This is a genomic window from Planktothrix sp. PLAVEN19ND (assembly GCF_057220675.1).
This window is the reverse complement of record NZ_CM170132.1, coordinates 4930618-4945493: the sequence shown is the minus strand read 5'-3', so window position 1 is coordinate 4945493 and position 14876 is coordinate 4930618. Positions and strand designations below refer to the sequence as shown.

The 14876-nt window shown below is 40.1% G+C and carries 11 protein-coding genes; 7 read left to right on the top strand and 4 right to left on the bottom strand.

Features of this window, described 5'->3' with window-relative positions; genetic code table 11:
* Nucleotides 1-4 precede the first annotated feature (4 nt).
* Both AC2D3N_RS21260 and AC2D3N_RS21255 read right to left on the bottom strand, forming a co-directional pair.
* Nucleotides 5-625: a Uma2 family endonuclease gene (locus AC2D3N_RS21260; RefSeq protein WP_484692062.1), complete on the bottom strand. Its 621-nt coding sequence runs from the start codon at nucleotides 623-625 to the stop codon at nucleotides 5-7.
* A gap of 135 nt (nucleotides 626-760) precedes the next feature.
* A complete protein-coding gene (locus AC2D3N_RS21255) occupies nucleotides 761-1633 on the bottom strand; it encodes an S-methyl-5'-thioadenosine phosphorylase (protein ID WP_079680855.1) in 873 nt (290 codons plus the stop codon).
* A gap of 231 nt (nucleotides 1634-1864) precedes the next feature.
* Between AC2D3N_RS21255 and AC2D3N_RS21250 the strand changes: the two genes are divergently transcribed.
* Entirely contained in the window at nucleotides 1865-3514 is a 1650-nt protein-coding gene (locus AC2D3N_RS21250) for a glycoside hydrolase family 10-like protein (RefSeq protein ID WP_079680854.1), read from the top strand.
* A 146-nt stretch (nucleotides 3515-3660) separates the two neighbouring features.
* Here AC2D3N_RS21250 and AC2D3N_RS21245 read toward each other — a convergent pair whose 3' ends face one another.
* The gene (locus AC2D3N_RS21245) at nucleotides 3661-5931 is read right to left on the bottom strand and encodes a RelA/SpoT family protein (RefSeq protein ID WP_079680853.1); all 2271 of its coding nucleotides are present in this window, start codon (nucleotides 5929-5931) and stop codon (nucleotides 3661-3663) included.
* A gap of 336 nt (nucleotides 5932-6267) precedes the next feature.
* Here AC2D3N_RS21245 and patD point away from each other — a divergent pair, with 336 nt between their 5' ends.
* Both patD and AC2D3N_RS21235 read left to right on the top strand, forming a co-directional pair.
* Nucleotides 6268-6645, top strand: coding sequence for a heterocyst frequency control protein PatD (patD, locus tag AC2D3N_RS21240; RefSeq protein WP_484692061.1), 378 nt, complete (start codon nucleotides 6268-6270; stop codon nucleotides 6643-6645).
* Nucleotides 6646-6649: 4 nt separating this feature from the next.
* Nucleotides 6650-7132, top strand: a complete 483-nt coding sequence (locus tag AC2D3N_RS21235; protein ID WP_484692060.1) for a GNAT family N-acetyltransferase — start codon at nucleotides 6650-6652, stop codon at nucleotides 7130-7132.
* A gap of 56 nt (nucleotides 7133-7188) precedes the next feature.
* Here the strand turns inward: AC2D3N_RS21235 and AC2D3N_RS21230 are convergent, their stop codons facing one another.
* Complete coding sequence (locus AC2D3N_RS21230; RefSeq protein WP_079680850.1) at nucleotides 7189-7614, bottom strand: hypothetical protein; 426 nt, start codon at nucleotides 7612-7614, stop codon at nucleotides 7189-7191.
* Nucleotides 7615-7863: 249 nt separating this feature from the next.
* Between AC2D3N_RS21230 and AC2D3N_RS21225 the strand changes: the two genes are divergently transcribed.
* The 4 genes from AC2D3N_RS21225 to AC2D3N_RS21210 all read left to right on the top strand — a co-directional run bounded on the left by AC2D3N_RS21225 (nucleotide 7864) and on the right by AC2D3N_RS21210 (nucleotide 14873).
* Nucleotides 7864-13425: a PAS domain S-box protein gene (locus tag AC2D3N_RS21225; protein WP_484692059.1), complete on the top strand. Its 5562-nt coding sequence runs from the start codon at nucleotides 7864-7866 to the stop codon at nucleotides 13423-13425.
* Nucleotides 13422-13802 (top strand): response regulator, encoded by a 381-nt coding sequence (locus AC2D3N_RS21220; RefSeq protein WP_079680848.1) that lies wholly within the window; start codon nucleotides 13422-13424, stop codon nucleotides 13800-13802. Before AC2D3N_RS21225 ends, AC2D3N_RS21220 begins: the two co-directional genes overlap by 4 nt.
* A 208-nt stretch (nucleotides 13803-14010) precedes the next feature.
* Nucleotides 14011-14526, top strand: a complete 516-nt coding sequence (locus AC2D3N_RS21215) for a hypothetical protein (protein ID WP_484692058.1) — start codon at nucleotides 14011-14013, stop codon at nucleotides 14524-14526.
* A gap of 101 nt (nucleotides 14527-14627) precedes the next feature.
* Complete coding sequence (locus AC2D3N_RS21210) at nucleotides 14628-14873, top strand: hypothetical protein (RefSeq protein WP_079680846.1); 246 nt, start codon at nucleotides 14628-14630, stop codon at nucleotides 14871-14873.
* Nucleotides 14874-14876: the final 3 nt, after the last annotated feature.

The following is a 14876-nucleotide window of genomic DNA, read 5'->3' as shown; positions in this document are numbered from 1 at the left end:
TTGCTTAACCTTCAACAGATGCCTCCGTATTGTCTTCAGGAAAAACAACATCTTCGTACAGCAAAGAAATAGGACAATGGAAATTAACGCTGGTGAAGTGAACTTCCAAGTCTGTCTCGTTGGCAATAGTTTCTTCTGGGGAATAAGCAGTGAGTTCCCATTTTTCTTTCTCATTGAGTCGGTAACAATCTACACTCATTGTTTCTGCTTCAATCAGAACATATTCTTTTAAAGTATCAATTCGACGATAATTCCTAAATTTTTTTCCCTGATCGATATGTTCTGTACCTGGTGACAATACTTCTACAATTAGACAAGGATGATAGACAACCTGGCGAGCAGTTTGATCTCGACTATCACAAGTGACCATGACATCAGGATAGTGAAAGGGGCCATTGTCCGAGACTCCCACTTTAGCATCTGCCATAAAGACTTTACATTTTTTCCCCCGTAGGTGATTTTTGAGCGCTGCGGCGAGGTTTAAGGCAATAGAGTTATGGGCAAGAGTTCCCCCGGTCATCGCCAAGACTTGCCCATTAATATATTCATACTTCAGGGGTTGTTGTTCTTCCCATTTCAGGTATTCTTGGGGAGTCATCAATTGGGGCTGGGGATGAGCAATCATCAGCTATTTATCCTTTTAATTTAAAGTTTTATCACTTCTGTTATTAAGTTATAGAAAAGATGCGCAACAACGGCGCAACAACGGTTTTGTTTGGATTAATTTATTATAATTTAGGTGGCATCAGCCACCTTGGGTTTAGATATATTTTTTCAACAATAATTCTAACTGTTGTATGCGTTCTGAAGGAATTTGATTCAAGGGGGTTAAAACCGCATATTTTAAGGCGGAATGGGCTTCGGATTTCGGTAAATGATATTTTAACCGACGCACGGTTTCTTGAATAACTTGTTGAGCATTAACCGCATTTTTGCGGAGGTTTTGAATCACCATTTCAACGGTGACATGATCATGATCAGGATGCCAACAATCATAATCGGTAACTAATGCTAAGGTTGTATAGGCAATTTCCGCTTCCCGGGCTAATTTGGCTTCGGTTAAATTGGTCATCCCAATAATTGTTCCCCCCCAACTGCGATATAAATTAGATTCGGCTTTGGTAGAAAAGGCTGGCCCCTCCATACAGACATAAGTTCCCGATAAATGATAATTAATATCAGGTAAATTTAAACTGGCGATCGCTTCTCCTAATACTTTTGATAATTGGGGACAAAACGGATCACCAAAGGTAATATGAGCTACAGCCCCATTGCCAAAAAAAGTAGAAACCCGTTGATTGGTTCGATCAATAAATTGATCAGGAACCACTAAATCTAAGGGTTTAAATTCTTCTTTTAATGAACCCACCGCCGAAGCGGAAATAATATATTCAACACCCAAACTTTTGAGTGCATAAATATTAGCCCGATAGGGTAATTCTGTCGGTAAAAATCTATGGGTACGTCCATGTCTAGCCAGAAATGCCACGCGCATTCCTTCTAAAGTTCCGACTAAAATAGCATCGGAAGGCTGACCATAGGGAGTATCAATATGGAGTTCCTCTACATCGGTAAATGCCTCCATGTTATACAACCCACTGCCGCCAATAATGCCAATTTTAACCTGAGTCATGCTTTTTTCCTTGATTAAGTTGTACTCAGATATTGTACCGAAAATTGGGCAGAATTGACTCGGGGAAGATATTAATTTTTTTCCGATTGGGATGATTCCCTTGTAAGATGTCCCCTTCTTCGTTAAGCTATTAATCAGTTATCAGTTGTAGGATTACTTCACTCATACAGACGCGCCGTGGCACGTCTCTACACTGATAACTGATATTAGTCATCTCCTTCAACAATAAACATGAATTGGAACTCTATTAAACCCCCAAAATATTGGGAGTATTTGCGAATTAAACGCTTAAAATCCTTCACCCGTTCAGTGACAAGTCAAATTCAGAAAATTAGACTGGGAAAAATTACCAAATTTCAACGTTATTTAGCCTTGAGCATTTGTTGTGTTTTCTTGGGATTAACCTTGGCTCAATTTCCCGTTCTTTCCACTTCCGTTAATATCTCAACAGTCAGACAAGAACCATCGGAAAATTTATTATCCCAGGGAATAATTAATCCGACAAATTCCATTAGTCATCAACGAGAATTTAGGGGAGTTTGGGCAGCAACGGTTGCTAATATTGATTGGCCGTCTAAATCAAATTTATCAGTTGATCAACAAAAATTTGAACTAATTGCTATCCTAAATAGGATGCAAGAATTAAACTTAAATGCCTTAATTCTGCAAGTGCGTCCGAATGGAGATGCCTTGTATAGTTCTAGTATAGAACCTTGGAGTGCGTGGTTAACAGGAACCCAAGGAAAACCCCCCGAACCCTATTATGATCCGCTACAATTTGCCATTGAAGAAGCCCATAAACGCAATATTGAACTCCACGCTTGGTTTAATCCTTATCGGGCAAGATTAAGAGGAAATGCGCCCTTTGCACCGAATCATATGGCATCAAAATTCCCCCAATATGCCTATCAATATGGGGATTTAATGTGGATGGAACCGGGGGCAAAGGAAGTTCAAGATCAAACCTATAATGTGATTATGGATGTGGTACAACGTTATGATGTTGATGGCATTCATTTAGATGATTATTTCTATCCCTATCCTAAAGATGGTATTCCCTTTCCTGATAGTCAAACCTATAATTCCTATCGTGCTGCCGGAGGTAATTTAGGGCTTGCCGATTGGCGACGACAAAATGTTAATCTGATGATTAAACGCATTCATGATGGGATTAAAGCGACCAAACCCTATGTTAAATTTGGGATTAGTCCCTTTGGCATTTATCGCCCTGGTGCTGCCCCGGGAACAGTTGGACTTGATCAATATAATTCTCTCTACGCAGATGTTAAACTATGGGTCGAACAAGGGTGGATGGATTATTTATCACCTCAACTGTATTGGAAAATTGATCCCCCTCAACAAAGTTATCCCGTGTTGTTAAATTGGTGGTTACAAAATAATCCTCAAAGACGTCATATTTATGCCGGAAATGCTCTCTATCGGATTGAAAATGAATGGTCTATTTCTGAAATCCAAAGACAGATCGCAATTTCCCGACAAACAGCCCCCCAATTATCTTTAGGAAATATCTTTTTTAGTATGAAGATATTCCGAGATAATCGTCAGGGGGTGAATGAAATTTTCAAAAGTGCGGTTTATCCTACTCCAGCTTTAGTTCCGATTATGCCTTGGTTGGATAATCAACCCCCGGAACCTCCTAGCGGAATTGAAACTAATTCTGGTATGATTTCTTGGATGCCTGCTAATACTAATGATATCCGTTCTTGGGCAATTTATCAACAATTTTCTACGGGTTGGCAGTTAGTGAAAGTGGTGAATAAAGATACTACTTCTATTCGTGTTAACCCGGGAAACTATGCGATTCGTGCAGTAGATAGAATGGGAAATGAAAGCGTTGAACAGGTTGTTTCTGTGTCTTAAAATTAGATCCCCCCTAACCCCCTTAAAAATGGGGGAACCGATCACCCCTAACCCTCATTAACAAGGGGGTAATAGGGATCAAAGTCCCCCTTTTTAAGGGGGATTTAGGGGGATCGACCAAACGGCTGTAATCATCAGTTTTCGACCTATTTACTATTAATTCGACGCAAGGTTAATACATCGCTGATATTTTTGATTTGGGCACAAGTGCGTTCAAACTGTTCGCGATCGCAAATTTCAATTCCCAACTCAATTAACGCCGGAGCATCGGGAAATGTCTTAACTTGGGCGCTACAAACATTAATATTATTATCTTTCAAACGAGATAAAATATCATTCAAAACCCCCACTCGATCCAAGACTTCAATACAAATATTCACCCCGTATGTTTGAGGACGTCCGCCCTGTTGATAGTTCGGATTCCAACTCAAAGGAACGAATCTTTCTCCCTCCACTGTTAAGGTATTAGAACACCCTTGTTGATGAATGGAAATCCCTTTTGTGCGGGTGACAACCCCAATAATCGGTTCCCCTGGAATCGGATTACAACATCCAGCCATATGATAGAGTAATCCTTCAACTCCCATAATCGGAGAATTACTGGGGGAAGAAGACGGAAGTTGAGAATAGGAAGGTAGGTGAGGAACCTGTAAAGAAGTAGTAGTCAGTTCTTGGGAAACCGTTTGAATTTGACTCTGGGATTTCACCACATCCCGCAGACGATTCACTACTAAATTTAAGGTGATTTCCCCATAACCTAATGCTGCTAATAAATCATCAACATTATGATAGTTACAGCGCTTAGAAACCGAAAGCATGGGTTCAGATTTGAGCAGGGATTCAAAGCCATTTTTCCCCATTTCTTTTTCTAACAATTCCCGTCCTCGGTCAATATTTTCATCCCGGTGCGATCGCTTATACCACTGACGAATCCGGTTTTTAGCCGTATTAGTTTTAACGAAATTCAACCAATCTAAACTGGGGCGAATATTTTTCTGGGTTAATATTTCCACAATATCGCCATTTTTCAGGGGAGTATCTAAGGTAACAATTCGCTCATTGACTTTTGCTCCTTTACAATGATTCCCGACTTCACTATGAATCCGATAGGCAAAATCAACCGGGGTCGCCCCGTGAGTTAAGGCAATTACATCTCCTTCTGGGGTAAAGACATAAACATCGTCAAACTCTAAGTTACTTTTAACGCTTTCTAGGTATTCTGTAGCATCTTTTAAATCACTTTGCCACTCTAATAATTGGCGTAACCAAGTAAACTTATCATCCATGCCAGTGACTTCACCCATATTGGAATTGCCTTTTTCTTTATATTTCCAATGGGCGGCAATCCCATATTCAGCAATATGGTGCATTTCTACGGTGCGAATTTGGATTTCAACGGATCTTCCCGTATTGCCAATTACCCCCGTATGTAAGGACTGATAGCGATTGGGTTTAGGCAATCCGATATAATCTTTAAAACGACCTGGAATCGGGCGAAAAGCATCATGAACAATTGCCAACGTCCGATAACATTCTTCGTTAGTTTCCACAATAACTCGGAGGGCAGCGATATCATAAATTTCATGGAACTGTTTCTGTCTTTGGTTCATTTTTTTATAAATGCCATACAGATGTTTAGGACGTCCACTGACTTCATAACATTTAATTCCCGCTTTCTCTAGTCTTTCTCGTAAAACGTGAGCAAGTTGGGCTAATTTTTCTTCCCGAAATGCTCGGCGATCGAAGACTAATTCCTTAATATCTTTGTAGGCTTCGGGTTCTAAATATTTAAAAGCTAAATCTTCTAATTCCCATTTCAAGCGACCGATCCCTAAACGGTTAGCCAGGGGGGCAAAAATTTCTCGGGTTTCTAAGGCAATGCTGCGCTGTTTATGTTCGGGTAAAAAGTCCAAAGTTCGCATATTATGGAGTCGGTCAGCGAGTTTAACTACAATCACCCGAATATCTTTTGCCATAGCTAAAAACATCCGTCGGAAATTTTCCGCTTGACGTTCTGTGGTATTAGAAAAATTAAATTTGGACAGTTTGGTGACGCCTTCAACTAAATGGCGAACTTCTGCCCCAAAATGCTGTTCTAGTTCTTCTGGGGTGACTTCGGTATCTTCAATAATGTCATGGAGAAAACCGGCTGCCACCATCGCCGAATCCCCCCCTAAATAGCGCAATAAACCCGCTACGGCAATCGGATGATTAATATAGGGTTCTCCCGATTTGCGATACTGTCCTTGGTGCAATTGATAGGCAAATTGAAATGCCCGCACAATTAAATCGCTGTTTGTCGAAACAGATGTATCGGATTTTACTAAATCGCCAGATATCTCCATACATTGATGCAACCAATCGGGGATGCTACAATCATAGGAAAAGTCTTTTTTAGCAAGGGTTTGAATATTCATGATAGTTACACCTAAAGGGTAATAATACTGATAAAATTATCAGATAACTAAAAATTATGTGCTTTTTAATACCCGTACAAGGAACAAAAAGCCCCAAGCAGTGAAAGGCTGAAGTTTCACGGAATTGAATTGCACTTGATAGAAGAATAACACCTCTTAAGGTAAGCTTAATCTACCTCTTAATCCATTTTTACAGCAGAGGCTTAACCGCCAATCTCCCTGAACATCAGGATTTGGTCTATGGGGTAGCGGATCGGATTTAGCCGAAAAGGGGCAAAAACACAGATCACAATACTTATCTATTATTTAAGAATTGTAGACAAGTTTCTTCATAATATGTTGTCAAAATCTGCTTGTAAGGCGATCGCGCAGTTCCAAAATAGCTTAAAACAGCTTGATCTCAAGGTGATTTTAGTTCCAGTTGATCCCATCGGTTTAAAACAAAGTTTTCAGCAGCTAAAAGCCACCTTTGAAACCGAAATTATGGGGATCAGCCAGGGTGATTTTGATCCCGCCGTTGAGTCTCTAATTCAATCCTATTTAACCGAAACCCATAAACAGATGCGACTTTTGGAAATGGATATGAAATTTCTGCAAGCCGCCCGTCAAAGTGCCACCTTTAACAGTCGTCTTATCCCGATTCAAAACCGCCTTAATACTTTATTAAGTTATTCTGAGGATATTTTGAAGTTAGGGAACATCACAGATCTTTAATAGCATGAATACTCAATATCAAAATTTTTTAATTCGAGATTGGCTACCGCAAGATCGTCAGGAAGTGGTGGATTTAATTGCTTCTGTTTTAACCGAATATGGTTTAGGGTCAGAACCCCATGGCGCGGATATAGATGTTTATGAAGTGGAGAAATATTATCAACAGACTGGGGGAGAATTTTGGGTCATAGAACAGGATCAACAATTAATCGGAACGGCGGGATTTTATCCCATTAAACGAGGAAATCGGGCGGCAGAAATTAGAAAAATGTATTTATTACCCCCAGCCCGAGGAAAGGGATTAGGAAAGTTTCTATTATTACAATTAGAACAAACCATTAAACAAAAAGGGTTTAAGGAAATTTGGATTGAAACCGCATCGGTTTTAAAAGAAGCGGTACAACTCTATGAACATTCTGGCTATGAACCGACAACCGGAGTCGAAACCCAACGTTGTGATTTGGTTTATAGAAAGATTGTTAGTTGATAATTCCCATGACCTATTTCCTAGTATTAATAAAAGATGGAGTCCTGAAGGACTCACTACGGGTTAGGATTAAATAGTTGGAAGATTTGCCGACAAAAGAGTTTTAATTTTTCCGCCGATTCGGGTTCAGGTTCAGTTTGACCCACAAAATTCCAATTTTCAATGGTAGAGACTTTCCACTGTTGTCCTTGATGGTCATATCCGGCGGCTTCGACACCAATCACCCGACGGGTTTGATCAATCGGATCATGATAAAACCGAATTTCAATTAAAATGCAGCGACTTTGCAATAACCGACTTCGACCAGGGAAATGGAACCCAATATCAATAGAATCAGGATCAACCAATTCCCGTGTCTCTGGGTCATTTGTCCAGGGTTTAAGATCGACCCGGGCGTCGGGAAATTGAGTTTTAAATAAAGTCACAACCGATGCAATTTTGCTGGCAACCACCACGTTATTCGCCTGTTCAGCAGCATTCACAAACCTATTCTCCTGAAAAACAACCGTCTGAGTACCTTGAATTAACTTAGATTAACTATCTTAACGTCGAATTTAAGCATTTAGACTGATAACAGATAACTGATTTGGGCAATGGAGGAGGAAAAAAGTTCGGTTTGACTATCAGTTTATCGAAAATTTGAGTTTAAAATCCCATAGAATTTGATATAATTAGCGAAATAGATTATTCTAAAAGTCTCTATAAAATTTAATATTAATTTAACTTTTACCATGACGACTTCAGAAATTTGTTCTTCCTTTCCGAATAGGGGATACCAGGTGATCCAGTCCCCAACCTGGGATGCACGATGGCAGATTGATCAATTTTTGGGAGTGATTCATGATCTGATCCTAATCATTGATTGTGAACAGCAACAAATTCATGTTTTACCTACGGAAGCTGCCCCTAATTTATCTTCAGAATTAAATGTATTTAATCTAGTTTTACAGGAGTTACAAAATCCACAGGACTCCTCAGAATTTCTCTCTCTTATTCAACAGGTGATCAAGACTCAAGTAGCCCAAAATATTATTTATAAATGTTATCATTATCAGAATGATTATCAGATTTTAGTTGAGATTTATCCCCTATCAACAACAGAAGTTATCGCTGTAATTAAAGATCTGAGTCAATGTTCAACGGTGCAAGCAGTTCTGCAAAAAGTATCCGACAAAAACTATTCCCCAACCCTGACTCCCACCCCAACTATACAGGTAACTAAAGAATGCTTAAAAAAACAAATTGAAGAACGACAACGGATTGAAACCCAACTTCAAACTCGCAAAGCCGAACTAGAAAAATTAATGGATAATGCGGGGGATTGTATTGTTCGGCTAGATCAAAAATTACGCCATCTTTTTGTTAACCGTCGCACCGCTGTACTGCTTCGAATTCCTCAAGAAAAATTTATTGGAAAAACGAATCGGGAATTAGGAGTTTCTGATCCGGTTGCTCAAGAATGGGAGCAAAATTGTCAACAGGTATTAGATACGGGACAGCCTCAACAATTTGAGTTTGACTTTGAAACCGCCGAAGGACTGCGATCTTTTCAGACTTTAATTGTGCCGGAAATTCAACAGGGGGGACAGGTTAAAACCCTATTAGCAACCACACGAGATATTACCCAACAAAAACGCACTTTTGCGGAAACTCAAAAACAAAATCAATTTTTAAACCTATTAACCGAAGTCACCTCAAAAATCAGGCAATCTTTGGAACTGGATTTAATTTTAAAAACCACCGTTGAGGAGGTACAGAAAGTTTTAAATGTTGATCGAGTGATCATGTTAAAATTAGATTTTCACAGGGGAGGAACTGTAGTTCAAGAAGCGGTTATGCCCCAATGGTCATCCCTATTATCCCAGAGAATTTATACCCCGGAATTAACCCCCTACCTGTGCGATGCTACCGTACCTGATAGGGTGATTAGTTTTAGCGATATAAGTCAAGAAAATTTGGAAAGTTGCTATTTACAATTAATGGAATATTTCCAAGTTAAAGCTAGTTTAATTGTTCCGATTTGGTTAGAAAAAAAAGAAATTGATTCGATTATTACCCCACCAGAAAATCCAGAATTAACCGATCATTTCCCCGACCCCAAACCGAAATTATGGGGATTTTTGATAGCCCATCAATGTGCAGAACCGCGACAATGGAAAACCCTCGAAACTAACTTTTTAAAACAACTGGCTGATCAAGTCGGAATTGCTTTAAAACAGGCTCAGTTAATTGCCGAATTAGAACAGACTCATCAATGCTTATCCTGTCATTTTGATAATTCTCCCTTGGTTGTAATTGAATGGGATCAGCAACTCAAAATTAAACGCTGGTCATCCCAAGCTGAACGGATTTTTGGTTGGACATCGGCGGAAGTTTTGGGTCAGAAATGGTCAACCTTTCAAGAAGTTTTTGCCACCGATATCTTAAAAGTGACTCAAGAAATGATTCAACTGATTGATGGCACTAATAATCACCAAATTATTGAAGCTCAAAATCGCACAAAAGACGGCAGAGTGATTGATTGTGAATGGTATAATTCCGTGGTGCGGGATGAAGATGGGAATTTAGTTTCCCTCCTGTCCTTAGCGCAAAATGTCAGCGATCGCAAACAAGCCGAACAAGAATTAGTCAAAAGTGAAGAACGATTCCGAACCATTTTTGAACAAGCCGCCGTCGGATTTGCCCTGATTGATTTCTCGGGAGAACTCCTGCGAGTCAATCAACGCTATTGTGAGATTACAGGCTATGCCGAAAAAGACTTAATCGGTCAAACTATTCATAATTTTATTCATTATCTCAATTCCGAAGGAATGGAGTGGTTAGAACAAATTCAAGATCAAGATTTACTCGAAACATTTTCCATCGAAAAACAGTATATTCGCCCCAATGGTCAACGTAATTGGGTGCAAATTTTCGTGTCTACCCTAGATCAATTATGGCAAGGAAAAAAATATATTTTATTAGCCTTAGAAGATATTCAAGAACGCAAACAAACCGAAGAAGCCCTGCGAAAAAGTGAAGAACGATGGCAACTGGCTTTACGGGGAAATAACGACGGCATTTGGGATTGGAATATTCAAACGGAGGAGGTATTTTTCTCACCCAGATGGCGGGAAATGTTGGGGTATCAGGAACAGGAAGTCTGTGACCATTTAACCCAATGGAATAAACGAGTCCATCCCGATGATTTACCTTGGGTGATGAAAGCCATTCGAGAACATTTAGATCAAAAAACACCTTTTTATATTACGGAGCATCGAGTTCAATGCAAAGATGGCAGTTATAAATGGATTTTAGATCGAGGTCAAGCCCTATGGGATGATCAGGGAAATTTAGTGCGGATGGTGGGATCTTATACTGATATTAGCGATCGCAAACGCGCCGAAGAAGAATTACACCGGGTTAACCGAGCTTTAAGAACCATTAGCGACTGTAATCAAGCCCTAGTCAGAGCCACCACAGAAACCGAATTACTCCATGATGTTTGTCAGATTTTAATTAATGTTGGGGGCTACCATTTTGCCTGGGTTGGTTATACCCAATATACCTCAGACAAACAAATTATTCCCATTGCTAAAGCCGGATTTGAAGCAGGCTATTTAGATAATGTGACCGTGACTTGGGATGACAGTCAATGGGGTCAAGGGCCTTCGGGAACGGCCGTTAGAACTGGGCAAACCTGTGTTTTTCAAAACTTTGAAGCCAATGTCGATTATGCCCCTTGGAAACAACAAGCTCAAAAACGGGGTTATACCTCCTCCATTGCCCTGCCTTTAATCATGGCGACCGACTCTCACAACCAACATTTACAACCGAAATTGAACGGAGAGATTTCATTGATTCCCTTTGGGGTACTGAATTTATATTCCACTCAAGCCAATGCCTTTGATTCAGCCGAAGTGAAATTACTCAAAGAATTAGTGGATGATATTGTCTATGGAATTATGGCGTTAAAAATTCGAGCGTCCCATGCAGAAACCGAGAAAAAATTCCGCCAACTGGCTGAAAATATTGATGATGTTTTTTGGATTACTAATGCCCTGGGCAATCAATTTATTTATGTGAGTCCCGCCTATGAACAAATTTGGAATCGAAATATTAATGCCCTCTATCAGAATTTCCAGACTTTTATTCATACCATTCATCCCCAGGATCAAAATCGGGTTTTACGCGCCAGGCAAAATCCCGAGGGTCGGGGATTTGATTTGGAATATCGCATCCTGCGTCCCGATGGCTCCTGTCGTTGGATTTGGGATCGGGGATTTCCGATTTTGAATGAAACCGGACAATTAGATCGTCGGGGGGGAATTGCTAAAGATATTACCCATCGCAAACAAACCGAACAATTATTACAACAAAATAATGAAGAATTAGAATTACGAGTCGCTCAACGTACAGCCGAATTAGAAACCGCCAATGAGCGCTTACAATTTGAACTAATGCAGCGACATCGGACTGAGTTTAAATTGCGAAAAAGTGAGGAACAATATCGCACCTTAGTCAAGAATTTTCCCGATGGAGCGGTGTTTTTAGTGGATCTGGATTTGCGTTATACCATTGCCGATGGCATGGGCTTAGTCCTCAAGGGTTTATCTCGAAAAATGTTAGAAGGAAAAACCATTTGGCAAGTCCTACCGACCGCTTTATTAAAGATTGTTGAACCCCTATATCGGTCGGCTTTAGAGGGGGAAATGACGATTTCCGAAGTGGAATATGAGGGACACATTTATTATCATCAAGCCTTACCCGTTCGCAATCAACAGGGAGAAATTTTAGCAGGAATGGTGGTGATGCAAGATATTACTCAACGCAAACAAGCTGAAGCCGAACGAGATAAACTGATTTCGATTATTGAAGCGACTCCCGACTTTATTTCCTCGGCAAAACCCGGGGGAGAAGTGGTTTATTATAACCAGTCGGCTCGGCGAATTTTAGGATTAGATCGAGAGGGAAAAATCAGCGATCAACATATTCCTAAAAACCATCCCCAATGGGCGGTTGAAATTATTGAAAATCAAGGATTTCCTACGGCAATTCGAGAGGGATCTTGGATCGGTGAAACTGCACTAACCAGCTATGATGGGCGGGAAATTCCCCTATCTCAATTGATTATTGCCCATAAAAATCAGGAAGGACAGGTGTATCTTTTCTCCACCATGGCTCGGGATATTACCGAACAAAAACAAAGTCAAGCGAATTTGCTCGAAGCCGAAAGACGGTGGCGGAGTTTATTAGAAAATGTCCGGTTATTAGTGGTCGGATTAGATCGAAATGGGAAAGTTGAATATGTCAATCCCTTTTTATTGGAAGTCATGGGCTATACCCAAACGGAAGTTTTAGGAAAAAATTGGTTATCAGATTTTCAAGAAAATTCGGCTCAAAGGCTGAGTGCCTCAGACTTTGCAGAACTATTAGAATATGATTTTAAACCCTATAGTCAACAGTTGATTGAAACCAAATTGGGAGAGGAAAAAATTATTAGTTGGAATCATACGCTGTTAAAAGATTTACAAGGAAATGCGATCGGGATGATGAGTATTGGAGAGGATATCACCGAAAGATATGCCATTGAACGAATGAAAGATGAATTTATTTCCGTGGTTAGTCATGAATTGAGAACCCCCTTAACTTCCATTCATGGCGGGTTAAATCTGTTATCGACGGGATTAATTGATCCCCAGTCCGAACGGGGAGTCCATGTGATGAAAATTGCCGCCGAAAGTGCCGAACGTTTAGTTAGATTGGTGAATGATATTTTAGAGTTAGAACGCTTAGAATCGGGAAAAATTTGTCTGAATAAACAAGTTGTGAATTCGGCAGATTTACTGTTGCGAGCTACGGAACAAATGCAGGTTATGGCTAGTCGAAGCGGGATTAATTTAGAGATTTTTAGTCAAAGTTTAGAATTTTATGCCGATCCTGATCGGGTGTTACAAGTATTAACTAATTTATTAAGTAACGCGATCAAATTTTCCGAATCAGGGGATAATATTAGGTTAAGTGTCAAGACGGAACCTCCAGAAAATCCTGCGGAAGAACCCAAGATTTTGTTTGAAATTCAAGATCAAGGTCGGGGGATTCCTCCTGATAAAATTGAACGCATTTTTGAGCGTTTTCATCAAGTTGATGCCTCAGACTCTCGCAAAAAAGGCGGAACCGGGTTGGGTTTAGCCATTTGTCGTTCAATTGTCGAACAACATGGTGGGCAGATCTGGGTACGGAGTAAAGTGGATCAGGGCAGTTGTTTTTACTTCACCCTACCGATGGCAATACCAACCGAAGTGGAATCATGACAACAAAACGAATTCTGATTATTGATGATGATGATGGGGTGCGGGAGATTATCCAAATTTGCCTGGAAGTTGCTGGGGGTTGGGAAGTCATCACCGCTTGCTGTGGGAGTGATGGATTGGTTTTAGCCCAGAAAGCCCAACCGGATGCCATTCTCTTGGATGTGATGATGCCCGATATGGATGGGGCCACCACCTTTAAGCATTTACAAGCTAATCCCGAAACCCAGCATATTCCCACAATTTTGTTAACTGCTAAGGCAAAAATGAGTGAAAAACAGCAATTTATTCAGTTGGGAGTAACGGGGGTGATTACTAAACCTTTTGAAGCCATGGATTTAGTGGATCAAATTCGCACTCTGCTGCAATGGACGGATTGAAGCGTAACAAATTATTGCAAAATCAGTATGAGAATTTTTTCCTCACAAAATCTTCACACTTATTGGCTACAGTTCAACTATAGGCAATTGCTTTTTTTAGGTTGAACTGTGTTCCATGTATTTAACCCCTAAAAGTCTAACTTCGGTTGAAAACACCCAGACTTCGATTGATCCCTTTCCCGAATCGTTCAAAAGTAAGTGTCCCATCGTGACGTTTTCGACTGGTTCATCTTTAAATCGGCCTTTTTACAGCCTTAGCCGTTTGGCACAGGAAAATGTGATTAACTCATCGGATCAAGGAAGGGAAAATCAGGGTGAGATAGATCAATCCTATGTGGAATTGGCTATTGATGTTCTTCGCGCTCAAAACCAGGAATATATCCAAGCATTGAAGGATTTTTTAACAGTTTTGCCCAATCCCGGCTGGGTTGAATTGGTTTTAATCAAGGCGATTTATCAACTTGCCGAAATTGATCACGAGGCTGGCCGTTGGGTTTTGCATCATTCTGCCTATTTGATGCCGGAGTTGGACATCAATAATTATGCGGTGCAATGGGTTTGTTTTAAACTCCAATCTCAGGGGTTTATTTTCGATCAGGATTTTTGGTTTGTAGCCCCTTTGCAACTCGGACTCACGAAAAATGCTGAACTGGAATTATGGCAGGATGTTTCCCTGGGCGATCGCTTAATTCTCGAAGAAATCTTTAAGATTCATGACCCCTAAGTCGCATTTTTGATCAGGGTTTAAATCCAGTTCTAACCTTGATTTTTTTGAGTTTGTTTTAATTTTTATTATTTCCCATTTTGGTTTTGAGGAGGTTAATTATGTCTAATGTGATTTGTCCCTGCTGTTCATCTACGCTTCTGCGACATATTCGCCACACAGGAGTTTATTGGTATTGTAGTCGTTGCCATGAAGAAATGCCTGATTTGTCCCTAAGCTCTGCAAAACCAGAGAAACAAAAACAGACCGCTCCATTATCTTCGGTGAAAGAATCCCCAAATTTTAAGTTTAATTACATTCATTGGATCAATCAAAAAAATTTGTTAAAAGTTGCTAATTCAGCCTGATTT

What these genes read in the sequence shown, in the direction of transcription:
- AC2D3N_RS21260 (WP_484692062.1), bottom strand. Translation starts at nt 625, where the DNA reads ATGATTGCTCATCCCCAGCCCCAATTGATGACTCCCCAAGAATACCTG.
- AC2D3N_RS21255 (WP_079680855.1), bottom strand. Translation starts at nt 1,633, where the DNA reads ATGACTCAGGTTAAAATTGGCATTATTGGCGGCAGTGGGTTGTATAAC.
- AC2D3N_RS21250 (WP_079680854.1), top strand. Translation starts at nt 1,865, where the DNA reads ATGAATTGGAACTCTATTAAACCCCCAAAATATTGGGAGTATTTGCGA.
- AC2D3N_RS21245 (WP_079680853.1), bottom strand. Translation starts at nt 5,931, where the DNA reads ATGAATATTCAAACCCTTGCTAAAAAAGACTTTTCCTATGATTGTAGC.
- patD (WP_484692061.1), top strand. Translation starts at nt 6,268, where the DNA reads ATGTTGTCAAAATCTGCTTGTAAGGCGATCGCGCAGTTCCAAAATAGC.
- AC2D3N_RS21235 (WP_484692060.1), top strand. Translation starts at nt 6,650, where the DNA reads ATGAATACTCAATATCAAAATTTTTTAATTCGAGATTGGCTACCGCAA.
- AC2D3N_RS21225 (WP_484692059.1), top strand. Translation starts at nt 7,864, where the DNA reads ATGACGACTTCAGAAATTTGTTCTTCCTTTCCGAATAGGGGATACCAG.
- AC2D3N_RS21220 (WP_079680848.1), top strand. Translation starts at nt 13,422, where the DNA reads ATGACAACAAAACGAATTCTGATTATTGATGATGATGATGGGGTGCGG.
- AC2D3N_RS21210 (WP_079680846.1), top strand. Translation starts at nt 14,628, where the DNA reads ATGTCTAATGTGATTTGTCCCTGCTGTTCATCTACGCTTCTGCGACAT.